Raw genomic sequence first — 24,295 nt, forward strand, 5'->3', positions numbered from 1 at the left:
AAAGACCGCAAAAAAGAGTTCTCAAAGTCATGAGAACTCTCTTGAAAATTGATATGGGGTAAAATCACAAAAGTACAACAGAAGTTATCCTTTGTCACAATAACTCCAATTCCCTTAAACCTCAAATGAAACAACTTTTCCTTCATTTACTGCAATTAACCCATAATCTGTAATCTTTAAGGCTGGGCTTACTGGAAGGGAAAGGGTGCTGAGGGACATGATTACATTGTAATGCTCGTAGCCTAGCGATTTTAAAGAGAGTGTTAATTCTTCAACTTGCCCTGCAATCACTTCTAATGGTTCTTCAGAGAGGATGCCGCCGACTGGTAATGGGACCATCGAAAGGATCTCTCCATTATGCACACAGCAGATACCACCTTGGTTTTTAATGACTTCATTTGCAGCAATCTGCATGTCCTTTTTATTTTTCCCTACAACTAATAGGTTATGATTGTCATGGGAGTAGGTAGTCGCGACAGCACCTCGTTTTAGGATGTCTCCACCGATTAATGCAGATGCTTCATTTCCATTTTTCCCATAGCGCTCAAAGGTTTTTACTAAACTATAAACGCTATCTGCCCATTGTAATCTACCAGCATGGACAGGCAGTGTGTCTTGTTTTTCTTCTGTAAAAGTGGAGCCGTTTTGTACATGAATGGTGCGAACGGTCACATTCTTTTTGTCTGTATCCATTTGAATCTCGAAGTTTTCTGCATTTAATGGAGATAGCTTCACACTTTCATAGAAGGATGCAGGGAATTGTTTAGAAACTGTATCCTGTACATATGGTAGTTTTTGATCAAAGACCTTCTGGCCGTTTTTATAAACAGCATCAATAGAAAATTCATCCAAATTGCTAACTATTACAAAATCAGCTGTTTTACTTGGTGAAATGACACCTCTGTCGTACATTCTCATTCGCTTGGCAGGAGTATAAGTACATGCATAAATCGCATCTTCATAAGACATTCCCATTGAAATAGCCTTCTTTAGCAATACATTTAAATGACCTCTTCTTTGAAGTGAATCTGCCATCACATCATCTGTCACAAAACAAAAATGCTCTTTTACTGGATTTGCAATGAGATAATCGATTACCTCTGGAGTCATTGATTTCTCTTGGATTTCTAAAAACATGCCGATTGCGATTCTTTCTTTCATTCCTTCGACTGTTTGGTGCGTGTGATCAGAGCCTACTCCGGCAAATGCGATTCCTTGTAGCTCATCATCCAATAGCTTTGGTACATGTCCTTCGATAATTAGTTCTGGATAGTGCTTGCGAACATATGCGAGGATTTGATTGGTTTTGCAATCAGGCTTTGTGAGAACATCATAGTAATTCATGATTTCTCCTAAGCATTTAATTGATTCTGTCTGCAGTAATTCTTCAATATCCTCTATTTCAATTGCGCCTCCCGTTGTTTCCATAGAAGTTGCAGGAACGGAGCTAGGGATACCATAAAACATATCGACTTTTTCCGTTTTGCTTGCCTTTATCATTTCTTTTACACCATCAATGCCAAACACATTGGCCATTTCATGTGGTTCTGGAACAATCGTTGTTACCCCATTTTTAATTAAAGCATAGGAAAAAGTCGCAGGGCTTACCATTGTACTTTCGATATGCAAGTGAATATCAATTAAGCCTGGTACAATAAATTTTCCATTCGCATCAACAATCTCGTTTGCTTGGAAATAGTCTTTGCCTTTTTTTCCGATATAAAAGAACTTTCCATCTTTGATGGCAATATTTTCTTTTCTAAATTGTTTAAAATAACTGTTATACACCGTTCCATTTAATACAAGTGTATCTACTTGCATGAAAAACCCTCCTCTATTCCACAAGGACCATTTGATTCTTTGGAATAATCACCGTTACTTCTTGTCCATTTTTAAATGGCTGGACCATTTCTTTATTGATTGTAAAATCACCTAGAGCGGTTTGCACAACATATTGATAGCTTCTACCGAGGAATGTTGTGATTTTGATTGTTCCAGTCATCCCATTTGTAGGAATAGCTGTTGTGCTTTGCTCCATGATGAAATCATCGGGACGGATTGCACCAATCATTTTATTTAGATTTTCCATATGTTCATGACGGTCTATCGTAAATACCAATCCAGCTTTTTCAAGTTCGATATAATCTTTGTGATCTATTCGCTTATCAAAAGAAATAAAGTTTTTAAAGCCAATAAAGTCAGCGACGAATTTCGTTTCTGGATATTTATAAATGGTCGCAGGGTCGCTTAATTGTTCAATAATCCCTTTATTCATAATTGCAACTTGATCGGAAATAGAGAAGCATTCCTCTTGATCATGGGATACGTAAACAGTCGTAATTCCTAGTTCTTGTTGAATTCTGCGTATTTCGACTCTCATATTGACTCTTAGATTTGCATCTAGATTACTTAATGGCTCATCAAATAATAGAATGTCGGGTTCGATAACTAAAGCTCTCGCAATTGCCACGCGTTGTCTTTGTCCGCCAGATAGCTCTCCAGGAAACCGTTGTTCGAATCCTCTTAGATTAACGATTTCCAGCATAGTAAGAACACGTTTCTCGATTTCCTTTTTGCTAATTTTACGTAAGCGCAAGCCGTACGCAATGTTGTCAAAGATGGAAAGATGGGGGAATAGGGCATAGTTTTGAAAAACAAAGCCAAAGTTCCGTTTGTTCACAGGAACCTTCGTATAATCTTTATCTTGGAAAATAAATTTTCCATTACTTGCTTCTAAAAACCCAGCAATCAAGCGAAGGGTTGTTGTTTTTCCACAGCCACTGGGACCTAATAAGGAAACAAGCTGCCCTTTTTCGATACTTAAATTAAAATCTTCTAATATATTTTTCTTCTCATAAGCGACAGATACATTTTCTAAAGTAAATAATGCCATTTTTATCCTCCATTATCTTTTCGTGAAATAAGACAGGCCCATTAATCTTTCGACTGCAAACATAAAGATGGCAGTAAGGAACATTAATAGAACAGAGATTGCTGCAACAGTAGGATCAAAGTAATTTTCTACATATAGCAGCATTTGAATTGGAAACGTACTTACACCAGGTCCAGTCATATAAACAGAAATATCCACATTATTGAAGGACTCTAAAAAGGCAATCATGACTGCTGCAATAATGCCTGATTTAATATTTGGCAATACTACGCTAAAGAATGTCCCAATTCTAGTCGCGCCAAGGCTGAGTGCTGCTTCTTCTATAGAAAAATCAAAGTTTGCCAGACTAGAAGAAATAACGCGAATAATAAATGGTAGCATGATGACCGTATGCCCGATAAATAGGGATAAATAAATAGGAAGGTTGTAGGTCACAACAATATAGCGTAAAAAGGAAAAACCTAGAACAATTCCTGGAATAAGAATTGGAGATACAAAGATAGCATTGATAATGCCCTTGCCAGCAAAGTGGAAACGACTAAGCGCATAAGCTGCTGGGACGCCAAGCAATAATGCTAGAATGTTTCCTGCTATAGATACGATAATAGATGTCTTAAAAGTGCTTAAAAACATCTCTACCTTAAAAATATTTTCATACCATCTAAAGGAATACTCTTCTGGAGGGAATTTCAGAATGCTTCCACTCTCAAAAGAGGTAATCGATATTATTACAAGTGGCCCAAGTAAAAAAATAAAGACGAGGATTGTAAAGAGGGCCAATCCTCTATGTTTCTCTTGCATACACGTTTACCCCTTTGGATTTAGTTTTTTTGCAACACCATTCATGATAGAGATAATGATAAAGGTAACAACAATCATTATCGTTGCCACAATAGAGGCAAGTTTCCAATCATTTAGTGTAATGGCATTTTGGTAAAGAAAAGTGGAAATCACTCGTTGCTTACCACCTAGTAAGGCTGGTGTTGTATATGCGGTAAAGCTGCCAACAAATACTAAAATACTCCCAATAACAAGACCTGGAACACATAATGGCACAATAATTTTCATAAAGGTCGCAATCTTTGAAGCGCCTAGACTTTCCGATGCGCGTAATAAATCACCGTCGATATTCTCCATTACACCAACAAGTGTTACGATAATTAATGGAAGAAAAAGGTGAATTAATCCGATAATAATGGCATTTGGTGTATATAAAATGTTTAAAGGCTCCTGGATAAGCCCTAGGCTCAATAACGTTTTATTTAACACACCATTTTTTCCAATGATAATCATCCAGCTAAAGGAGCGGACGACAGGGCTTGTCAGCAATGGAAAAATGGTAAACAACAAGAGTATGGCTTTTCTTTTGCTAGGAAGCTTAGCGATATAATAGGAAACTGGAAAGCCAATTAATATACAGATAAAGGTAGTTAGTAGACTTACTCGCAAAGTAGTAAGAAGGATATCGATAAAATATTTATCTTTAAAGAAATCGATATATCCTTGTAAACTAAAGGTTCCTTCGTCGTGAAAGGTTGTACCAATCATCGAAAGAATAGGAATCACTAAAAATATTGTTAAAAATAATACACCCGGTAGTAAGAGTAAGTATAAATATCGTTTCTTCAAGACGTCACTCCCTTTCCTCAAAGTGACCATTTAAAATGTCTATAAACATCTGGAAGAAGGCATGATCATCCACTTTTAAGGAAACTAGTAAATTTGCTTTTTTATTAAGGCGATTTTGAAAGTCACAAATAAGCTGACCATCACATAATTCGCTTTTGGTTTCTATATCGACGAAATACTTTTCCGTTTCCACGATTTTTTTATTTATCGCAATTCCAACAGCTAGTGGATCATGCATAGCACAAGCATGAATACCATAACGGCCAAAATACTTCTGTTGATAATCGTTTGTGCTTTGACTAATATATTCTCTTAATGTGTCATCTTTAATGAATTCGAGATGTTCTTTCGTCAATAATGCTTTTCTTGTTACATCTAAACCAACTTGCGTGATAGAAGGAAAGCCTGCATGTAAAACGATTTTGGCAGCTTCTGGATCCACATAACTGTTAAATTCAGCTGTTGGGGTAACATTGCCTGGTCCTTTTACTACACCACCCATGAAAATAACCTCTTTTACGTGTTTCGTAATTTGCGGACATTTTTTAACAGCTAATGCTAAATTTGTTAATGGTCCAGTGAACACTAATGTCACCTCGCCGGAAAAGCTAAGAATTGAATTAATCAAAAAATCTGGAGCGAAGCCATCACTCACAGGATGAGTGACAGCTGCCTCCTTTAGTGCTCCGCCTAAACCATCTTCTCCATGGATGCGGTGTTCGAAGAAGGGCTCCCGAAGTAGAGGAGTGGCGGCACCTTTGATAACAGGAATATGATCTGCTTTTAATAAATCTAGTATTTTGCATGTGTTTGTTGTTGCTTGGTCTAGAGAGACATTGCCGTTAACGGTTGTAATCCCTAAAATATCAAATGCGTTGCTCTTTACTGCTAGTAGAATACCAATTGCATCATCAATGCCAGTGTCTACATCCAATATTAGCTTCTCTTTCATGATGACCCTCTTTTCTATTATTGAACTAGCTCACGATTCCAGCGATCGATCCAATCTTTTAAATTGTCGTTGATAAATTTCATATCTAATGTGTGTAAGCTTGCGATAACATCTTCTCCATATGTTAAACCTTCTGCTTCTTCTTCGGTTAATTCAACTTGTGTATTAACAGGTGAATCGACTTTGTTCTTTGCAGATTTTTCTTGTGCTTCTTTTCCTAAAATATAGTTGATGAATTTTTCGGAAAGTTCTTTTTGATCGGTATCTTTTACTACGTTCATTGTGTTCATAACAGCATACCCGCCTTCAGCTGGTGTAACAAATTCAGCATTAGGCACTGCTTCCTGTAAATCAGCAAAATACATTTCCATGATTGGTCCTGCAGCTATTTCACCTTGAGCAAACATATTTACATATTCAGAAGTTTGTCCATATTCTTTCACGATGCTTGGCATTAATGCCTTTAATTGTTCAAAAGCCTTATCTTCGTTAAAAGCTTGTTCGCCGCTAACTAGGGATGCAGCATCTACAATCATTGGTCCTGTTGTGGATGTAATGCTAGGAATGGTTATTTTTCCTTTTAAATCCTCACTCCATAGGTCTTTCCAAGAAGTAATTGGCTGTGCTACTTCATCAGGATTATAAGCAATTCCAAACTGAGCAATGGTATAGGCTGGGCCATAATCTTCGCCTAGTGGAGCTTTTGCTGCTTCGTAAATATTATCTAGATTAGAAAGCTTGCTGCGATCAATTGTTTCAAATAAATCATCTTCAATTCCATGTTGTGCATAATAGTCAGATAGGAAAATGACATCTATATCTGAATTTCCTTGTCTTACTTTATTTAATCGATCTGCATTATTGCCAGTATCTAAAACGATTTCTACATTATTTTCTTCTTCGAATGGTGCATATATTTCGTTGCGGAAGAAATCTTCGTTAAATCCCCAAGTGGAGATAACTAATTTTTCTTTTGTTTCTTTGCTGCTGTTTGCTGTGTCATCTGAACTACAAGCGGCTAATAGTAAGAAGGATGAAGCTGTAACTGCACTAACTAATTTTTTCATTTTCATTTTTGAACCCTCCAAATGATTTTGTTTGTTAATGGTTAAAAGACTATCTTTTTTGCTAGCGTTGATAATAATAAAAGGCTATTTTCTAAAGATTGGGCCCGCAGCCGGAATGCACTTCGCTTTCCGTGGGGCTCGCGCTGAGCCGCTTCGTCGCTACGCTCCTGCAGGGTCTTAAGACTGTCTCGCTAATCCCACAGGAGTCTACGTGTATTCCGACTGCTAATTGTTTCCAACTAATTCTTTTTTCCCATTGATAAAACAACAATCTTTTAGAAAACAGCCTAATAAAAAAAGACAATCTTAAATAGAATTATCCTTCTACTTAAGATTGTCTTTTCTTTGTAAACAAAGATTAAACTTATCTTTTGTATATGTCGGCGTTCTGCTTAGATAAATCCAAGAAGAAATCCAAGTTTAATTTTTAGATAATACAATGTTTGTAAAAGCAAGCTGTGTGAAAGAATCATAATCCCTAAGAATCGCTTCGATATTCCAATTTGTTGTTTCTTCTAGTTGTTCTTTAAGCTTTTTCTTAAAAAGTAAGGACAGATGAAAGTCAACTTCTTGTTTAAGGCTGGGTACTTCTCCTTCCAGAGCAGCAGAGCGTGATGCACGAGGATGCTTTGCGTGAAGGGTGATAACATTTTGTTCGATTGTTACCTTTAATAATGTTGTACCAGCACCAAATAACTCCTTAGAAATCTTGTTATACACATGAGATAAAAATTTCTTCATTTCATTTGCATCGATGATAAATCACCTGCCAAACTATTGATATTGGTTATTATACATATTATTTTTTGTTATTTCAATAGAATGTGCGGATTTTGACGAAAAAAATATTAATTTGTCGTATATTGTAAGAATTGGATAGTAAAAAACGAACTTTTGATTTATGGAGGAATATTAATAAGGGAAGTGATGGAGGGCTAATGGAATATTGCTAAAATTATATATATTCATAACCTTATTATATTATCTTTGATATTACTAGTGTTTTGTAAGGTTTTTTAACATTTTTTCAGTAGGGGAAATAAATGGACGGTTCTTCCAAAGAGGAAGAACCGTCACAATGCTTACTTTTTCATCACATCTTCCATCTGATGATATTGCTCTTCTATTTCTTTTGATGGCTTTTCAGTTGCTAAGCTGACTAGTATGACTGCAATGGTGCTTAATAGGAAGCCGGGAATCATTTCATAAAGTGTTTCTTGTAAGACGGAAATATTTGCCCAGATGAGAACCGTTACAGCTCCCACAAGCATTCCTGCTAAAGCTCCCCATTTTGTCATCCTCTTCCAATGTAAACTTAACAAGATTACAGGACCAAATGCTGAACCGAAGCCTGCCCATGCGTAACCAACCAGTCCTAAAATCGTATCATTTGGGTTGATAGAAAGAGAGATTCCAACCAATGCTACAATCAATACAGTTATACGTCCAATAAGAACAAGTTCCTTATTGCTAGCATCTCGACGGAAAAATGTCTTGTAAAAATCTTCTGTTAACGAACTAGCAGTTACCAGTAGCTGAGAAGAAATGGTACTCATGATAGCAGCTAGAATTGCAGCTAATAAAAATCCAGTAATCAATGGATGAAATAGAGTAGTAGAAAAAGCAATAAAAACTGTTTCAGGATCGGCTAACTCCTGTCCTTGAATAGAGTAATAGGCAATCCCAATAAGACCAGTCAACATGGCACCAATGATAGAAACAATCATCCATCCCATACCAATTCGACGTGCTGTCTTTAATTGTTTAATACTACCTATAGCCATAAATCGAACAATGATATGTGGTTGCCCAAAGTAACCTAAACCCCATGCTAATAAAGATAGTATTCCTAAAAAGGAGGTTCCTTTAAAAAAGTCTAAGAGGGAAGGATCCACATTTTTAATTTCTTGAAAGGTATCCTGTACGCCACCTATATCTGTAAAAGCTACAACAGGAACTAATATGAGCGCAATAAACATAATGACACCTTGAATAAAATCAGTCATGCTTACTGCTAAAAATCCGCCGAATAAAGTATAGGCAACAACAACCCCAGCTGTTATAAATAAGCCTACTTTATAGTCGGTATTAAAAGAGCTTTCAAACAATCGGCCACCAGCCACAAGGCCTGATGATGTATAAAGAGTAAAAAAGATTAAAATAACGAGCGCTGAAACAGAACGGAGTATTTTCGAATAATCATTAAAGCGATTTTCTAAAAAATCTGGAATGGTAATAGAATCGTTCGCCACTTCTGTATAAGTGCGAAGTCGTGGGGCAATGATTAGATAGTTTAAATAAGCACCAATTGTTAATCCGATTGCTAACCATAAGCTTGAAATTCCAGAAGCGTACATCGCACCTGGTAATCCCATTAACATCCAACCACTCATATCAGAAGCGCCTGCAGACAATGCAGTTACAGCCGGCCCAAGACCACGCCCTCCTAACATATAATCATTCAAATCAGATGTTTTTTTATACGAATAATAACCGATTAACAACATACCTACTAAATAAATTCCTAAAGAAATAAATACTTCTACCTGCACCAAATCTCTCCCTTACAAATTATAAGTCTTGAATACTAAAGTGTTGACAGCTGTCTTTTGTATTCTTGTATCTGATACATTTACCTACCTTAACAACAATTGAAAAAGCTTGCAAGGAAGAATAGGCATCTAGCCAAACTGAAAAATGGCGATGATTCCCAGCACTTTAATAATGAAAACGCATTCATAAATAATTATATTTCTAATATTCAGAAATTAATTAGAGGGACGACTTTGCTTTTTGAAAAACTGGAAGGGGGGAGAATTGTCCCTACCTGTCCATCAAAAAGCATCCGGATATTCTTCTTGGAAATATTGCAAAAGGGCAGACTGATTTTTTTGAAATGCTATGCAAAGCTGCTGGCCTAATGGTACGGGTAAAATCTTTTTCTGGCAAAATGGACAGATAGCCTTTTCCTTAAATACATGTTTTTCGTTTATAGGAAAAGGATTTTTGGAATAACCAATTAGAAATTGATAATTATGATTGCTAACGCGAAATAATATCTCCATTCCGTCAAAGCTATTGGATGGATAAATAGTAATTGCTTCAATAGGTAGTTCTCGAATCACTAGCATAAATAAATTCCGCCTTTATTGTATAGACTTTTGATATAATTAAACTATACCATTAATTGATAGCGTATTCAATTATCGGAAATGGAACATCCCCTAAAAAACCTTTTCTGATAATGCATTGGGTTCTCGATAAAATCTACTGCGTTTTTCAAAATAAAAAAGAGAGCGGATATCCGCCCCTTATAAACTATCTTTCGTTATCCATCCTAGCATGCCATCTTTTTTAATCAATGTATATCCTGTGCAAGTGTCATCAATAATGGATACATGATCATCTTTATGTACGGTAAGCTGAGCACAGGATACGTCCGTTTTTACTTGGTATTTTCCATCGTTAAGTAGGTGAATGTATTCGTTTTTCACAAAAATGACGCGATTTGTCTCTAACTGCTTGCATTGTGTAAAGTAATCATTTTTTGCTAATGGCTGAATAGAGTAATAGGGATAATTAATCGCACCAAACTTAGTAGAATCGGCATAAAAGTCTTGGCGGACTTTCCTAGTAGGGAAATGGTCAACATATGTATAAGAAAGTGTATCTCCTTCTATCATTAATGCATTTAGCTGTCCTGTTGGTTTCACCATATTTCCACCGTCAATGGCGATTATTTTTTTGTCCTCATTAATAATTGGATTGTCAGAAGGAAACTCAGTTGAATAGTTTACAACTGGCCAATGTCCAACAACAACGTATTTATTCGCTTGATGGTTCTTTTCTAAAAAAGAAGGAATCGAAATGGCGAGTTCTCTATCTGTTTCCTGCCAATTCTTGATATTCTCTAAGCCTGCATGAACAAAGATAAATTGTTCTGTTTCAATAGCGGTGTGGAGATTTACCAGCCAATCGATTTCATGGCTAAAATGTTTCATTAGTAGCTGTTTTATTTCTTGAACTGTTGTTTGCTCTGTAATAATAAAATCTAGTTCTTCCAACCACTCATTTACGAGAGAATGTTTTTGTCTTGCAAGATATTTTAATAGAGCAGGATTCTCATTCAAAAGTTCCTCTATCAACGCATCGCAGTTCCCCTCTGTTACATAGACATTTGGATGATTACTAGAAAGGTCCATAATATAACGAATTACTTCTTTACTATTAGGTCCTTTTTCACACATATCTCCATTAATCATTAAGTAATCGTCTTGACGATAATTCACTTTATGTAGGAGCTTTTTTAATAGACCGACTTCTCCATGTATATCGGAAATAACGATGATACGCTGGTGATTTGGAATGGCTATTTTCTTTATTTTATCCACTGTAATAAAACTCCTTCCATTTATTTCTATTGATAGAATTGTTTGAATTTACTATATGATCATTATATAAATGAAGTCGTGAGATAGATAGTATTTTTAAAAGAGATTAGTTTCTCCTTAAAAATGGTAGTATATTTTAATCACTTGTTTGATTAAGTTCGAGTAAATGACTTTAGTCAAAAAAACCCACAAATCGGCTAATTTTGTGGTGTCAAAGAAATTTATTTTTCCTTAATGAAATTCGTAATCTTGTTCTGCAAATTTCCGATACTTGTATAAATAATATAATTATCTGTTTTGGTATGTATGATGAACCTGTCTGTGTTTCCATAAGGAAAACCAATTCTTATTCCGGTTATTTCTTTCCCAGCATATGTTTCGTCATTTGCTACTGCTGTAATGTCTGATAAGGGAATTTCAATGGTGCTTAGTTGCCATTTTATGTGTAAATGGTCGTTGTGTTTTTTACCTTAACTTCCAACATTGCCCTATCACTCCTTTTAACGATGTTTACGGATTTTATTGGGAAAAGTTTCAAAAAAACTAGGGAAGGAGAATTAGAAGAGTGAGAGAACAGCTGGAGCGGAAGCGAGTTCAAATGAAATGCTATTTTCTTCTATTATAATAGAAAAAGGCAATTCTCCTGCTCCCAAAATGGATGCAAAAGAACCGCCTTGCTATTAATCTTCCCAAGCACGATAATCGTGCCTTGTCTCCATATCTTTTAGTCCCTGTTGAAACATCACTTCCATCGCTATTCCCTCCATTGAAAATAATATCGTACTATCTCCTTGTCCTACATTAATAAGGTGTACCTGCAGCTTATTAGCAGCAGATGCAGGTGATACAAAAACAGTAGATAGAAGTAAGATAAATACTGGCAATAATGATTTTAGTTTTTCCATATACATTCTATTCCTCTTTATGCCAAGAAGAAATATAGCATTATTTAAAAGGGAATGTAGAAAAAAATACCAAAATAAAAACAAAGGGATGATACTTTCTAATTATTTTTTGTGAGGCAAAAGAACTTATGGTGACAAGGCAGAAAAGAGGGGACCTGGCAAGCTTGTTTTAGAGATTCATGCAGTAGCAGAAAACAAAAGAGCAATTTATTTTAAGCCGGTCAAATTTCAAATGTATCGAATTATTCTTCTATTTAATTATGAATGGTATTATAATCATTTCCATACAATAAATTAAGTTTTAACAAAGGTGGTCTGTTTTTTGAAGAATGCATTTACTATTTATCGAAATGATTGGATTCGTATTTTTAAAGCTCCAGTAGCTGCTTTTTTAATAGTGGCTCTTATGATTTTGCCTTCTCTTTACGCATGGTTTAATTTGAAAGCTTCATGGGATCCATATTCCAATACGAGTGGGATTAAAATTGCTGTGACAAGTGAAGATGATGGAGCGGTTATTCGCGATAATTCTGTCAATATTGGTGATGAAATTGTAGCGAGCTTAAAGGAAAATAATAAGCTTGGCTGGGAATTTGTAAGTAAAGAAAAAGCGAAGCAGGGGGTTAGGCAAGGAGACTATTATGCAAGCCTATACATACCAGATGATTTTTCTGCTAAAATTGCCACGATTTTAGATGACAAACAAGTAAAGCCTGAAATTGACTATAGTGTTAACGAAAAATTAAACGCAATCGCGCCAAAAATGACATCAACTGGTGCTTCTACCATTGTACAACAAGTGAAAGAAAACTTTATACATACCGTAAGTGAGTCTGTTTTGAGTGTTTTTAATGACGCTGGAATTAAACTGGAAGAAGAATTGCCGACGATTCGAAATATAGAAGAGAAAATTTTTGCGTTAGAAAAAGAAGTTCCTAAAATAAATGAACTGGGAGAAAAGGTGGTAAAGCTTGAAAGTAAATTGCCGGAAATCAATAGACAAGCGCAAAAAATCTTAGCGTTAGAAGCTGCATTTCCGGAAATTAATGAAGCCAGTAAAAATATCCTGTTATTAGAAGAGAAGATTCCGGAACTAGAAAAGGTAGGAGAAGGTGTACTTCTATTACAGGAAAAGGCGCCAGAGATACAAAAACTAGGTGATCGAGTAACGGAGCTAGATGCTCACTTTGCTGATATTAGTGAAATGGTAACAAGTGCATTATCGAATGTAGAAGATATGCAATCCTTTCTTGAAACAGCAAGTGGTTCATTAGAGCAAATAGAGCAAGGGATAAATAATGGTAAGCAAATTGCAGACGTACTCCCAGCGTTTATGGAAGCAAATGGGCAAGCACTTGATGCTGTTGGTCCAGTTTATAAGCAAAATCTTCTGCTTTATCAAAAAACAGCTGATGCTGTTCATCAATTTGCAGCGTCAGTAAAGGCAGGAGCACTAACAGAAGAAGAAGTTTCAAAAACGGCATTGACTTTACAGGCACAAGTGCAAACAAGCATCGATAGTTTAACACGGTCGATTTCATTATTTACTACTCTAAACAGTGCAACCTCAAATGGAGAGGAAGCTTTATTAACAGAAATAGAAGACTTACAAGCATTGCAAGTAAATTTTCAGCAAGAAAAAGAGAAGCTTCAGACGATTAAGGCAGATGATGAGGAAGAAGCAAGCACTTTAATGGCATTATCACAAGAAGCAATAGAGCTTAGTACTACCCTCATAGATCGATATGATCAGCAAACAGAACCAGCGATTAATCGTACATTAGAAGGGATAAAGGATTCTGCGCAAAATGCAATGAATGATTTAGAAAGTGCACAAGAGAATATACCAAAGCTAGAAGAGATAATAAAAAATACAGAAGAGTCACTAACTTTCGCAAAGGAAGAATTATCCAAGCTAAACGCTAATTTACCTAAAATAGAAAAAGAAATTCATGAAGCGACAAATCTAATACAGGAAAATATGGATAAAGTTATGGAAGGTATTAATGACGCAGCAAATTTTTATAAAGATTCCTTTCCAGCTTTAAAGGAAAAGCTTCATGCAGCAGCAGACTTTGTTCGTGATGACCTTCCTGCGGCTGAAGAAGATATTTCTAAAGTGGCTGCATTTATTGAGAATGATTTGCCAAGAGTAGAAGATGCTGTTCATAAAGCAGCAGATATGGTCCAAAATGAACTGCCAAATTTAGAAGCTACATTGACTAAAACAGCAGATTCTATTCGGACTTTTGAAGATGAATACGATCTAAGTGAGATTATTTCTTTGTTGAAAAATGATATACAGCAAGAAAGTGACTTTATATCTGACCCTATTGTATTAAATGAAAATTCTCTGTTTCCAATTCCTAATTATGGTTCAGCGAATTCTCCTTTTTATACAACCTTAAGTTTATGGGTTGGTGCCTTATTGCTCATTTCTTTATTAAGAGTGGATGTTCGAAATCCTGAAGGCATGTACACGTCTAATCAAATATACTTTGGAAGATGGCTCACTTTTGTAACAATCGGATTATGTCAGAGTTTGATTGTTACACTAGGAGATATATTTATCTTAAAGGCATATGTAGCAGAACCAGTTGCATTTGTGTTGTTCAGCATGTTTATTAGCATAATATTTATGACTATTGTTTACACATTGGTTTCTGTTTTTGGCAATCTTGGCAAAGGATTAGCGATTATTTTTCTTGTGTTGCAGTTATCTGGTTCTGGCGGTACATTCCCTATTCAAGTTGCACCACCATTTTTCCAGACCATTAATCCCTTCCTGCCCTTTACACATGCTATTAATCTGTTAAGAGAAACAGTAGGCGGCATGGTGAAAGAAACAGTACTATTTTCAATTAGTATGCTTCTCGTTTTTAGTGCAATTGCCTTCATTATTGCTCTCTTTTTAAAAAAGCCATTGGAAAAAGGAACGAAAAAAATGACAGAAAAGGCAAAAGCAAGCGAGATTATTCATTAATAATATAACAAAATATAATACTGGGTTAGAGGACAAAAAATGCGTAAGGACTGTTTCATATTTCCAATTAGGAAATATGAAACAGTCCTTTTTGCTAATTGTAACGAATAATTAGGAAGCGATAAGGGAAAAAGAAGGAAGATATAAATTTTTAGTAAGAGTATTTACTCTAGTTGCCTTGCAAACTGTAGTTAATCGTGAAGGAGGAGAAAAAGTAAAATGACACCATGGAATCAAGTATATCACCCATTAAATAATTTATGGATTTCAGCATTGGTTGCTGCAATTCCCATCATAAGCTTTATCTTATTATTGACGGTGATGAAACTAAAAGGATATATCGCTGGTGCATATAGTATGGTTATTGCTGCATTAGTGGCTATTTTTCTTTATAAGATGCCAATAATCCTTGTGATAATGGCAGCTTTTTATGGAATCATAGCTGGCATATGGCCGGTAGCTTCTATCGTATTTGCTGCAATATTTCTTTATAAAATAACGGTTAAAACAGGAAAATTCAAAATAATTGAAAATAGTATTTCTTTTATCACTTCTGATCAACGATTACAAGTACTTATTGTAGCTTTCTCTTTTGGAGCATTTTTAGAAGGGGCTGCTGGTTTTGGAGCTCCAGTAGCTATTACAGCAGCAATTTTAGTAGGTTTAGGCTTTAGTCCTGTATATGCAGCAAGTCTCTGTTTAATCGCAAATATAGCTGGTGGTGCATTTGGAGCAATGGGAATCCCAGTTACCGTCCCTTCTATACTAACAGGGCTAGATAGCTTAATGGTTGGTAGATACACTGCAATGGTTATTCCGGCTATTAGTATACTTGTTGCGTTCTTATTAATAGGTATAATCGATGGATGGAAAGGAATGAAGCAAACTTTTCCTGCTATTTTAGTCAGTAGTATGTCATTTGCTTTCACACAGGCAGTGGTGCTTTACTTTGTTGGTGCTGCTTTAGCCGATATTTTTGCTGCGATTGTCAGTTTGATAGCTCTTGCATTATTTTTACAAGTCTGGCAGCCAAAAGAAATATATCGAATAAAAGAAGAAGGGGATTCGCAAAAAAAGAGCTATTCTTTCGGTTCCATTGCTTACGCGTGGTTGCCTTTTATTTTTTTAACGATTATTGTTACGTTATTTAATCTATCCATTGTAAAAGACTTATTTAGTCCGGGAGGTCCATTAGAAAAACTGGTTTTTTTACTTCCCATTCCATTTTTAAATAATAATGTTATAAAGTTACCTCCTATTGTTCCTGTGGAAACACCATATCCTGCAGTATTTAAATTTGATTTATTTTCATCAACAACTACGGCAATCCTTATAACTATTATAGTTGCATGCTTTCTTTTTAAATGTAGTAAACAGCTATTGGGAGAAACATTGACAGAAACTGCAAAAGAATTATTTTCTCCTGTACTAACAATATGTAGTGTGTTAGCTTTTGCTTATATTTGTACTTATTCGGGTATGTCTTCCACTCTTGGTTTGGCGTTTGCTTCTACTGGAAATATCTTCCCATTATTTTCTCCTGTTTTAGGATGGTTAGGTGTATTTTTAACTGGTTCGGTTGTAAATAGTGGTTCGTTATTTGCACCATTGCAAGCCGTAACAGCATCTCAAATTGGGATAATTTCTGAAAAAATGGTTGCAGTGAATGTAATGGGCGGTACAATGGCAAAAATGATTTCTCCACAGTCTATTGCCGTTGCAGCTGCAGCAGTAGGACTTTCAGGACAAGAAAGTAAATTATTTAATATCACCATAAAATATAGCATCCTATTACTTGTGTTAATTGGCATAATTAGTTGGCTATTGTTTTAGGTTTAGGTGGTCGATATAAAAGTATTTCTGAGTTCTGGAATAAATAAGTGAGTGTTCTATAGAGAGAAGCTTTAGTTAATATACTTAATATGATTGCAATTTAAGACACAATTCTTAGTGGGAATTGTGTCTTTTTTTAGCTCTTTATAAACGTATCATTATCTTTTTCAATGGTAATATAGGAATTTGATGTGGGTAAAAATACAAATATTGCCTTTTTAGATAATGAATCATTCATCATTTTAACCATTATACAATCAAACTAAAGAGAAATATTATTAGAATGATGGGAACTATTACTAGTTGGAGTTCAAAAAAATAAGACAAATTAAATATATCCCCCAAAATTAGTAAAATCTCTATAGAATGTATGGATGAAAATAGCGCTTACATTTGTTATGGTAAGAATGTAAAGAAAGCGTTTTCTTTGTGATTAGGAAAAGGAGGAGGATAAGAAAGTCCTATTTTTTATTTTATCTGAATGAAAGCCTTTATTAATTTTATTGTCTGAAATTTTATATGGGGGTGTAAAAATGAAGAAGATAATATCCGTTTTATCTGTATTTTTAATAGGTTTATTAGTGCTCTCAGGATGCGAATCTGATAAAGAAACATCATCTAATGTGGACGAAAATGGAATAAAGACCTTTACTGCATTTATGGCTGTTCCTGGTAAGGAATTGCCTGATGATAATAGAATGATGAATAAAATTGCTGAAAAAATAGGAGCAAAAGCAGATGTTACCTGGTTAACAGGACAAACAGCTTCTGAACGAATCGGTGTAATGATTGCAGGAGGAGAATATCCTGATTTCATTGATGGTTCGGATGGAACAGCTGCGTTAATTAATGCTGGTGCATTAATTCCATTAGAAGACTATCTAGACGATTATCCAAATATTAAAAATTTGTATACAGATGCTCAATGGAATCAAATTAGAAATGAGGATGGTCATATCTACATTATTCCTCAATTCGGTATCGTCAAAGGGGAAAATATGGCTGTACAACATAATGATGAAGCATTTTGGATCCAAAAGCGTATTTTGGAATGGGCTGATTATCCAGAAATCACCACTTTAGATGAATATTTTGACCTTATTGAGAGCTATTTGAAAGAAAATCCTACTTTGGATGATGGACAGAAGAATATTGGCTTTTCTATTTTGTCTGATGACTGGAGATATTTCTGTTTAGAAAACCCACCGCAATTTTTAGCTGGATATCCGAATGATGGAGCTGCCGTTATTGATCCTGTAACAAAGGAAGCAAAAGTTTATGATAAGATTCCTGAAGCAAAAGAATATTACAAAATTCTTAGTGAGAAATTTGCGAATGGAATAATTGATCCAGAGACTTTTACGATGTCTTATGACCAATATATTGCTAAAATTTCTTCTGGACGTGTATTGGGAATGGTTGATCAACATTGGCAATTCCAGGATGCTGAAAATTCACTTAAGTCACAAGGGTTAGATGAGCTTACTTATGTTCCCCTTGATTTAGTTTTAGATGAAAGTGTTACACCACAATATTTTAGCCCACCAACATTAAATGTTGCAAATGGCCTTGGTATTAGCATTAGTAATAAGGATGTGGAAGGCTCTCTGAAGTTCTTAAATGACTTACTTGATCCAGAAGTAATGGTTATGAGAACTTGGGGAGAAGAAGGTGTTGATTATGAAGTAGATGATAAGGGAGTATTCTATCGTACAGAAGAGCAACGTAATAACGCAAAAGATCAAAATTATGTAACAAATAATTTTTCTGATTATAATTATTTCCCAACTTACGGTGGAATGATGGAAGACGGAATCAATGCTGTTTCACCTGGGGAGCAACCGGATGAATTCTATGCCACCTTATCTGATTTGGATAGAAAGATTCTAGATGCTTATGGCTATAAAAAATGGACGGATTTCTTAACACCAGTGGAGGAAAATGCACCTTGGTATCCGATCTATTCTGCAACTAATGGTTGGACTGCAAGCACACCAGAAGGAATTTCAAAAGAAAAAATGACGGAAGTAAAGCAACAGTGGTTACCGAAAGTTATTATGACATCACCAGATAAGTTTGAAAGTGCATGGAATGATTATATGGATGCTTATGATTCTCAAGTAGATGTAAAGGCATATGAAGATGCCTTAACGAAGGAAGTACAGCGAAGAATCGAAGTGGCTGAATCTACTAATTAACAAATAAAAATATTAGATAACGAATTATTTGGGGATACGGCCTAGAATTTAGGGCGTTTTCCCATTCCTTTTCGTTTTAATGAAAGGTGTGTGTTAACGTTGCAGCAGGAGAAACCGGTGATGTTAGAATCTGTCGTTCAGCCATCTCCCAAAAAGGTAAGTTCATTAAAAAAACTATTTAAGAAATGTCGAGAACAAAAGGAATTAGTGTTACTGTCTATCCCTTTTGTTATTTATGCATTAATTTTTTATTACGCCCCCCTCAGTGGTTGGTTAATGGCTTTTCAAAATTATCGGCCAGGAAGAGGGATATTGGATCAAGAATGGGTGGGGTTAAGCAACTTTAAATTTCTTTTTTCCGATCCAACATTCATTCATGTAGTTCGTAATACGTTAGCAATGAGTATTATAAACCTTGTGCTAGGATTTGTTTTTTCAATTGGATTTGCCATTCTATTAAATGAAGTAAGAAATAAAACGGTCAAAAAGTTTATGCAAACCGTGTCATATCTTCCTCACTTTTTATCTTGGATTATCGTTACAGGAATTGTAATGGAAGTATTATCTCCTGAAACAGGAATTATCAATCAACTATTATTACTATTTGGAGTAATTGATACACCAATTAACTTTTTTGCAGACCCTAAATACTTCTGGTGGATTGTAGGCTTTGCGAATGTGTGGAAATCAACTGGATGGGGAAGTATCATTTATTTAGCAGCAATGGCATCCATTAATGATGAATTATATGAAGCTGCATCTATTGATGGAGCGAATCGCTTAAGAAAAATTTGGCATGTTACTTTGCCAGGTATTAAACCAACTATCTTTATACTCTTATTAATTAATATTGGAAATATATTGAATGCTGGATTTGAAGTTCAATATCTATTAGGAAATGGATTAGTTCAAGGAGTATCGCAAACAATTGATATCTTTGTTTTAAAATATGGAATTAGCTTAAATAACTATTCTTTAGCTACAGCTGCTGGAATATTTAATGGGATAATTAGTCTTACCTTAATCTTTATTGCCAACCATTTAGCGAAAATGGCAGGAGAAGAAAGACTATTCTAAAGGAGGCTCGAAGCGATGAAAAAGGTCTATTATTCTGATGTTCTTTTTGATATACTCAAATGGATTTTTTTACTATTTTTTATTCTTGCAACACTTTACCCAATTTTAAACACGCTAGCAGTGTCCTTTAATGACGGATTAGATTCGATTAAAGGAGGAATTTACCTCTTTCCAAGAGAATTAACACTTGATAACTATATCACTGTATTCCAAAAAGATTCGCTTATTCAAGCTTCTATAATTACTGTTTCCCGAACAGTAATTGCCACCATCGTCCAATTATTTCTAACAGCTCTTTTAGCTTATATTTTAAGTAGAAAGGAATTTGTATTTAGAAAATCTATCACATTGCTTTATATCTTTACCATGTATTTAAATGCAGGTTTGATTCCCAATTATTTATTGATGGGTAAATTAGGATTGTTAAATAGTTTTTGGGTATATATCATCCCAGGAATGATCAGTGCATTTAACATGTTGGTCATCCGTACGTATATTAATGGATTACCAGAGAGTTTGGTGGAATCTGCCAAAATGGATGGGGCATCGCATTTTAGAATATTCATAAGTATTATAATGCCACTGTGCAAACCAGTTTTAGCAACTGTTGCATTATTTATAGCAGTATATCAATGGAATGCTTGGTTCGATGCCATGTTATATAACGGATTTAATGACAGATTGACCACATTACAATATGAATTAATGAAACTGCTTTCATCTGTGACGAGTCAAGGTGCAAATGTAGATTCTATGAAAAACTCGTCTTCAATGGTTACTCCTACATCGATCCGAGCAGCTACTACAATTATTACCGCATTGCCGATTGTCTGTCTTTATCCATTCTTACAAAAGTATTTTATGAGTGGATTAACAATAGGTGGAGTAAAAGAATAATAGCTAAAAAAAGAAATAGTGGAGGTGACACTACTTGACTATCAGGGAGTGATAGTTCGGTAGATTAGTATGGGAAAAGCATTTCAAACTGGGGAATATACAAATTTATTTGCAAAATATGGTTATCAGGAACAGGAAATTAATGATCGTTTAGCACTGATTTGGCAAACATTATTTTTTGGAAAAGATGATGAACGTATTTATTATGAGACGGATAACGAGATGGGATATGTTGTGGACACAGGGAATAATGATGTTAGAACAGAAGGAATGTCCTATGCAATGATGCTAAGTGTGCAATTAGATCAAAAGGAAGTATTTGATCGATTGTGGAAATGGACGAAAACGTATATGTGGATGGATTCGGGAGTTCATGCAAACTATTTTGCTTGGTCTGTTTCACCTGAAGGAGTAAAAAATGCTTACGGTCCTGCTCCAGATGGAGAGGAATATTTTGCAATGGCTTTATTCTTTGCTTCCCATCGTTGGGGAGATGGCAGAGGAATTTTTCAATACTCTGAGCAAGCAAAAGATATTTTACACCATTGTATTCATAAAGGAGAAAACAATGATGGTTTTCCTATGTGGAATCCTGAAAATAAACTCATTAAATTTATTCCAGAAGTGGAATACTCTGATCCATCCTATCATTTGCCTCACTTTTACGAACTCTTTTCCATCTGGGCAAATGATGAGGACTGCGACTTTTGGAAGGAAGCTGCTGAAGCTAGTAGAAACTATTTATTAAAGGCGTGCCATCCAGCCACAGGACTTACAGCAGAGTATGCTGATTATGATGGGAATCCTTATTATGACAGTGAGCATTTTCATTTTTACAGCGATTCGTATCGAGTGGCGGCTAATATTGGTCTTGATTATGAATGGTTTGGAAAAGAGGAAAAGCTAAGAATTTGTGTGGCAAATATCCAAAAGTTCTTTTGTGAAACAGTTAAAGGAGAAGTAGATTATGTCTACGCCATAGATGGAACAAAAGTAGAACAGAAGGTATTACATCCTGTAGGGTTATTGGCAACAAATGCTATGGCCTCACTTGCGACAGAGGGGAAATACGACTATGCAAGAGAATGTGTAGAAAAGCTATGGAACACACCTCTTAGAACAGGAAATCGCAGATATTATGATAACTTTCTTTACAGCTTTGCATTTTTAGCGTTAAGTGGAAATTTTAGAATTTGGTAAATTTATTTAATAAGAAGGGATGATTAGTAGTGCCGGCTTTTCAGAATCCGATTGTAAAAGGATTTTCGCCAGATCCATCTATTTGTGTTGTTGGAGAAGATTATTATTTAGTAACTTCTACTTTTTCTTATTTTCCAGGTGTTCCAATCTATCATAGTAAGGATCTTGTTAATTGGGAACTGATTGGAAATATCTTAGAGCGAGAATCACAGCTTCCTTTAGCAGATGTTACGCATTCTCAAGGTATTTTTGCTCCATCCATCAGATACAATAATGGTACTTTCTATATGATAACAACAAATGTCCCAAAAGGCGGTAACTTTATTGTAACTGCCACTGATCCAAGAGGGTCATGGTCAGATCCATATTATTTAGATGGAGCAGAGGGAATCGATCCAAGTTTGTTTTTTGATACAGATGGAAAATGCTATTATGTGGGAACTAGACCTAATCCTAAGGGAGTTCGCTATAATGGGGATTGGGAGGTATGGCAACAGGAATTAGATCTATCTTCCATGAAATTAGTAGGAGTCAGTACAAAACTTTGGAAAGGCGCATTGCGGGATGCAATTTGGCCAGAAGGACCCCATTTATATAAACGGAACGGTTATTATTACTTAATGATTGCGGAAGGCGGCACTGGATTTGATCACTGTGTTACGATTGCAAGAAGTAAGAAAGTTGATGGTCCGTATATAGGGAATCCATGTAACCCAATTCTTACCCATAGGCACCTAGGAAGTAATTATCCTGTAAGGAATGTCGGACATGGCGACTTGGTTGAGACATCTGATGGAAGCTGGTATATGACTTGTCTTGCTAGTCGTGTTTTTGAAGGATATAGCAATTTAGGAAGAGAAACCTTTTTAGCAGAGGTGATTTGGGAAAATGATTGGCCAGTAGTTAATCCAGGAATAGGAAGGCTCAAGCAAGAGCAGGAACACAAACTTCCACTTTCTCCAGTAGAATCGCTAAATCCACAAATTCAATTGGAACAACCTTTAGATAAGCGATTATTATTTTTAAGAAATCCGAATATGGAAAAGTACGCTTTTGATGAAAGAGATGGCTGGTTAAGAATATATGCTTCACAACATACGATTGCTGATATTGCGTCTCCTTCGTATATAGGTGTTAGACAACAATCAATGTTGTATACACTTACAACTAAATTTGATTTTGTCCCGCAGCATAATGGAGATGAAGCTGGGCTTGTGATTCTTCAAAATGATCGTTACTCTATTCGCTTTGTAGCGGGGTTATTTGATGGACAAAGAGAATTAAGAGTCATAACAAATTATGACGGGGAAGATAGGCTGGGGGCACGAGTAGTAGAGGACTCTAATAGTCTAATCTTAAACATACAAGGTGATTGTCAAAATCTACATTTCTATTATTCTAAGGATGGAAAAGATATAGAAGTAGCAAAAAATATAGATGCACACTTCCTAAGCACGGAGATAGCAGGAGGGTTTGTTGGATGTACCATGGGAGTCTATGTTACTAGTAAAGTGGATGTAACAAACAGTTGTTATGCAGACTTTCAATGGTTGAAGCAAGTAAACATGGAATCGGAATCACAGAAAACAGAAAAGGTGAAACTACATGAATAGATTAACGAATGGAATATATATGAGAAGATTGACGAAGATAGCCAATTTATTATATTTAAGCATTCTTTGGGCAGTTTTCTCCTTACCTATCATTACGATTGGGGCATCAACGGCTGCATTGTATTATGCAGCCCATCATGCTGTTAGAGAGGAAGAGGGATATATATTTCCGCAATTTTGGAAAGCGATGAAAAGTAGCTTTAAACAGGCTACTATTACTTGGCTATTGTTTGCTACTGCTATTTCTGTGTTTTATTTCAATAGCCTATTTTTAGGAGCACAGGCAAATGGCGGTATAGTAGCTATAATAGGGCAAACATTTTTTCTTCTTCTTATTCCATTTTTATGTTGTTGTTTTATCTATGCTATTTCCTATATAGCAAGGTTTCACTCCCCATTAAAAATTATTTGGAAAAATGCAGCTATATTAGCTATTAGCAATTTGCCTAGATCACTATTTTTTTTAATACTATTTGTGATTTTTGTATTTAGTATATGGTTATTACCAATCTTAATTGTAATCCTTCCTGCTTTCTTCGCATATAATGTCGGTTGCTATATGGAAAAAATATTTTCTAGCTATTTGCAAGAAAAATAATAAGAGATTGATGCAAAAAAAAGGTAAAAGAAGTGATGATATAACTAAATATCATGGAT

The 24,295-nt window shown here is 35.4% G+C and carries 19 protein-coding genes and 1 pseudogene; 8 read left to right on the forward strand and 12 right to left on the reverse strand.

Annotated elements, in window-relative coordinates:
* Positions 1–114: 114 nt before the first annotated feature.
* The 12 genes and pseudogenes from ACTQ5K_RS09905 to ACTQ5K_RS09960 all read right to left on the reverse strand — a co-directional run bounded on the left by ACTQ5K_RS09905 (position 115) and on the right by ACTQ5K_RS09960 (position 11,843).
* Positions 115–1,821 (reverse strand): adenine deaminase C-terminal domain-containing protein, encoded by a 1,707-nt coding sequence (locus ACTQ5K_RS09905; RefSeq protein WP_441993880.1) that lies wholly within the window; start codon positions 1,819–1,821, stop codon positions 115–117.
* Positions 1,822–1,834: 13 nt separating this feature from the next.
* Complete coding sequence (locus ACTQ5K_RS09910; RefSeq protein WP_235252296.1) at positions 1,835–2,893, reverse strand: ABC transporter ATP-binding protein; 1,059 nt, start codon at positions 2,891–2,893, stop codon at positions 1,835–1,837.
* A gap of 12 nt (positions 2,894–2,905) precedes the next feature.
* On the reverse strand, positions 2,906–3,694 hold the full coding sequence (locus ACTQ5K_RS09915) for an ABC transporter permease (protein ID WP_031540039.1): 789 nt from the start codon (positions 3,692–3,694) through the stop codon (positions 2,906–2,908).
* Positions 3,695–3,700: 6 nt separating this feature from the next.
* Complete coding sequence (locus ACTQ5K_RS09920; protein WP_031540040.1) at positions 3,701–4,522, reverse strand: ABC transporter permease; 822 nt, start codon at positions 4,520–4,522, stop codon at positions 3,701–3,703.
* 4 nt (positions 4,523–4,526) lie between these two features.
* Positions 4,527–5,474, reverse strand: coding sequence for a nucleoside hydrolase (locus tag ACTQ5K_RS09925; RefSeq protein ID WP_031540041.1), 948 nt, complete (start codon positions 5,472–5,474; stop codon positions 4,527–4,529).
* A gap of 17 nt (positions 5,475–5,491) precedes the next feature.
* Positions 5,492–6,541, reverse strand: a complete 1,050-nt coding sequence (locus tag ACTQ5K_RS09930) for an ABC transporter substrate-binding protein (RefSeq protein ID WP_441993900.1) — start codon at positions 6,539–6,541, stop codon at positions 5,492–5,494.
* Positions 6,542–6,961: 420 nt separating this feature from the next.
* A complete protein-coding gene (locus ACTQ5K_RS09935) occupies positions 6,962–7,282 on the reverse strand; it encodes a Na-translocating system protein MpsC family protein (protein ID WP_031540043.1) in 321 nt (106 codons plus the stop codon).
* 341 nt (positions 7,283–7,623) lie between these two features.
* A complete protein-coding gene (gene putP / locus ACTQ5K_RS09940) occupies positions 7,624–9,093 on the reverse strand; it encodes a sodium/proline symporter PutP (protein WP_441993881.1) in 1,470 nt (489 codons plus the stop codon).
* A gap of 282 nt (positions 9,094–9,375) precedes the next feature.
* The gene (locus ACTQ5K_RS09945; RefSeq protein ID WP_441993882.1) at positions 9,376–9,672 is read right to left on the reverse strand and encodes a hypothetical protein; all 297 of its coding nucleotides are present in this window, start codon (positions 9,670–9,672) and stop codon (positions 9,376–9,378) included.
* A 180-nt stretch (positions 9,673–9,852) separates the two neighbouring features.
* Positions 9,853–10,932: a metallophosphoesterase gene (locus tag ACTQ5K_RS09950; RefSeq protein ID WP_441993883.1), complete on the reverse strand. Its 1,080-nt coding sequence runs from the start codon at positions 10,930–10,932 to the stop codon at positions 9,853–9,855.
* A gap of 221 nt (positions 10,933–11,153) precedes the next feature.
* A pseudogene (locus ACTQ5K_RS09955) lies at positions 11,154–11,387 on the reverse strand (SunI/YnzG family protein); the annotation flags it as partial.
* Between the two features lie 225 nt (positions 11,388–11,612).
* Positions 11,613–11,843 (reverse strand): hypothetical protein, encoded by a 231-nt coding sequence (locus ACTQ5K_RS09960; protein WP_031537291.1) that lies wholly within the window; start codon positions 11,841–11,843, stop codon positions 11,613–11,615.
* A 316-nt stretch (positions 11,844–12,159) separates the two neighbouring features.
* Between ACTQ5K_RS09960 and ACTQ5K_RS09965 the strand changes: the two genes are divergently transcribed.
* The 8 genes from ACTQ5K_RS09965 to ACTQ5K_RS10000 all read left to right on the forward strand — a co-directional run bounded on the left by ACTQ5K_RS09965 (position 12,160) and on the right by ACTQ5K_RS10000 (position 24,236).
* Entirely contained in the window at positions 12,160–14,820 is a 2,661-nt protein-coding gene (locus tag ACTQ5K_RS09965) for a YhgE/Pip domain-containing protein (RefSeq protein ID WP_031537289.1), read from the forward strand.
* Positions 14,821–15,039: 219 nt separating this feature from the next.
* Positions 15,040–16,653, forward strand: coding sequence for a lactate permease LctP family transporter (locus ACTQ5K_RS09970; protein WP_031537288.1), 1,614 nt, complete (start codon positions 15,040–15,042; stop codon positions 16,651–16,653).
* 533 nt (positions 16,654–17,186) lie between these two features.
* Positions 17,187–18,851 (forward strand): sugar ABC transporter substrate-binding protein, encoded by a 1,665-nt coding sequence (locus ACTQ5K_RS09975; RefSeq protein ID WP_441993884.1) that lies wholly within the window; start codon positions 17,187–17,189, stop codon positions 18,849–18,851.
* 120 nt (positions 18,852–18,971) lie between these two features.
* A complete protein-coding gene (locus ACTQ5K_RS09980) occupies positions 18,972–19,928 on the forward strand; it encodes an ABC transporter permease (RefSeq protein WP_031537285.1) in 957 nt (318 codons plus the stop codon).
* A gap of 15 nt (positions 19,929–19,943) precedes the next feature.
* Positions 19,944–20,825, forward strand: coding sequence for a carbohydrate ABC transporter permease (locus ACTQ5K_RS09985; RefSeq protein WP_031537283.1), 882 nt, complete (start codon positions 19,944–19,946; stop codon positions 20,823–20,825).
* A gap of 69 nt (positions 20,826–20,894) precedes the next feature.
* Positions 20,895–22,025, forward strand: a complete 1,131-nt coding sequence (locus ACTQ5K_RS09990; RefSeq protein ID WP_031537282.1) for a glycosyl hydrolase family 8 — start codon at positions 20,895–20,897, stop codon at positions 22,023–22,025.
* A 29-nt stretch (positions 22,026–22,054) separates the two neighbouring features.
* On the forward strand, positions 22,055–23,638 hold the full coding sequence (locus ACTQ5K_RS09995) for a glycoside hydrolase family 43 protein (RefSeq protein WP_441993885.1): 1,584 nt from the start codon (positions 22,055–22,057) through the stop codon (positions 23,636–23,638).
* On the forward strand, positions 23,631–24,236 hold the full coding sequence (locus ACTQ5K_RS10000) for a YesL family protein (protein ID WP_441993886.1): 606 nt from the start codon (positions 23,631–23,633) through the stop codon (positions 24,234–24,236). The genes ACTQ5K_RS09995 and ACTQ5K_RS10000 overlap by 8 nt, the downstream gene beginning before the upstream one ends.
* The last annotated feature ends 59 nt before the right edge of the window (positions 24,237–24,295 follow it).

It is taken from the genome of Niallia sp. Sow4_A1, assembly GCF_052116745.1.
In the GTDB taxonomy this organism is placed as follows: domain Bacteria; phylum Bacillota; class Bacilli; order Bacillales; family Cytobacillaceae; genus Niallia; species Niallia hominis.

Bases quoted from the DNA above. Each gene is read 5' to 3' on its own strand.
- ACTQ5K_RS09980 (WP_031537285.1), top strand. From the start codon at position 18,972: ATGTTAGAATCTGTCGTTCAGCCATCTCCCAAAAAGGTAAGTTCATTA.
- ACTQ5K_RS09985 (WP_031537283.1), top strand. From the start codon at position 19,944: ATGAAAAAGGTCTATTATTCTGATGTTCTTTTTGATATACTCAAATGG.
- ACTQ5K_RS09905 (WP_441993880.1), bottom strand. From the start codon at position 1,821: ATGCAAGTAGATACACTTGTATTAAATGGAACGGTGTATAACAGTTAT.
- ACTQ5K_RS09970 (WP_031537288.1), top strand. From the start codon at position 15,040: ATGACACCATGGAATCAAGTATATCACCCATTAAATAATTTATGGATT.
- ACTQ5K_RS09990 (WP_031537282.1), top strand. From the start codon at position 20,895: ATGGGAAAAGCATTTCAAACTGGGGAATATACAAATTTATTTGCAAAA.
- ACTQ5K_RS09925 (WP_031540041.1), bottom strand. From the start codon at position 5,474: ATGAAAGAGAAGCTAATATTGGATGTAGACACTGGCATTGATGATGCA.
- ACTQ5K_RS09915 (WP_031540039.1), bottom strand. From the start codon at position 3,694: ATGCAAGAGAAACATAGAGGATTGGCCCTCTTTACAATCCTCGTCTTT.
- ACTQ5K_RS09960 (WP_031537291.1), bottom strand. From the start codon at position 11,843: ATGTATATGGAAAAACTAAAATCATTATTGCCAGTATTTATCTTACTT.
- ACTQ5K_RS10000 (WP_441993886.1), top strand. From the start codon at position 23,631: ATGAATAGATTAACGAATGGAATATATATGAGAAGATTGACGAAGATA.
- ACTQ5K_RS09975 (WP_441993884.1), top strand. From the start codon at position 17,187: ATGAAGAAGATAATATCCGTTTTATCTGTATTTTTAATAGGTTTATTA.
- ACTQ5K_RS09945 (WP_441993882.1), bottom strand. From the start codon at position 9,672: ATGCTAGTGATTCGAGAACTACCTATTGAAGCAATTACTATTTATCCA.
- ACTQ5K_RS09935 (WP_031540043.1), bottom strand. From the start codon at position 7,282: ATGAAGAAATTTTTATCTCATGTGTATAACAAGATTTCTAAGGAGTTA.
- ACTQ5K_RS09930 (WP_441993900.1), bottom strand. From the start codon at position 6,541: ATGAAAAAATTAGTTAGTGCAGTTACAGCTTCATCCTTCTTACTATTA.
- ACTQ5K_RS09910 (WP_235252296.1), bottom strand. From the start codon at position 2,893: ATGGCATTATTTACTTTAGAAAATGTATCTGTCGCTTATGAGAAGAAA.